2 tRNA genes are annotated in these 222 nt (G+C 49.5%); both read left to right on the top strand.

Features of this window, described 5'->3' with window-relative positions:
- Positions 1–61 precede the first annotated feature (61 nt).
- Positions 62–135, top strand: a tRNA-Trp gene (locus tag CD034_RS06950).
- A 2-nt stretch (positions 136–137) separates the two neighbouring features.
- Positions 138–210, top strand: a tRNA-His gene (locus CD034_RS06945).
- Positions 211–222: the final 12 nt, after the last annotated feature.

Below are 222 nucleotides of genomic sequence, written 5' to 3'. Positions count from 1 at the left end.
ACTGTAAATCCGCTCCTTCGGGTTCGGCAGTTCGAATCTGCCCCCCTCCACCATTATAAATAGGGACATAGTTCAACGGTAGAATAGAGGTCTCCAAAACCTTTGATGTGGGTTCGATTCCTACTGTCCCTGCCATGGCGGTTGTGGCGAAGTGGTTAACGCATCGGATTGTGGTTCCGACACTCGTGGGTTCGATTCCCATCAACCGCCCTTTATTATTAA

It is taken from the genome of Staphylococcus hominis subsp. hominis (genome assembly GCF_002901845.1).
In the GTDB taxonomy this organism is placed as follows: domain Bacteria; phylum Bacillota; class Bacilli; order Staphylococcales; family Staphylococcaceae; genus Staphylococcus; species Staphylococcus hominis.
The sequence above is the reverse complement of the archived record's forward strand: the minus strand, read 5'-3'. Positions and strand labels throughout refer to the sequence as shown.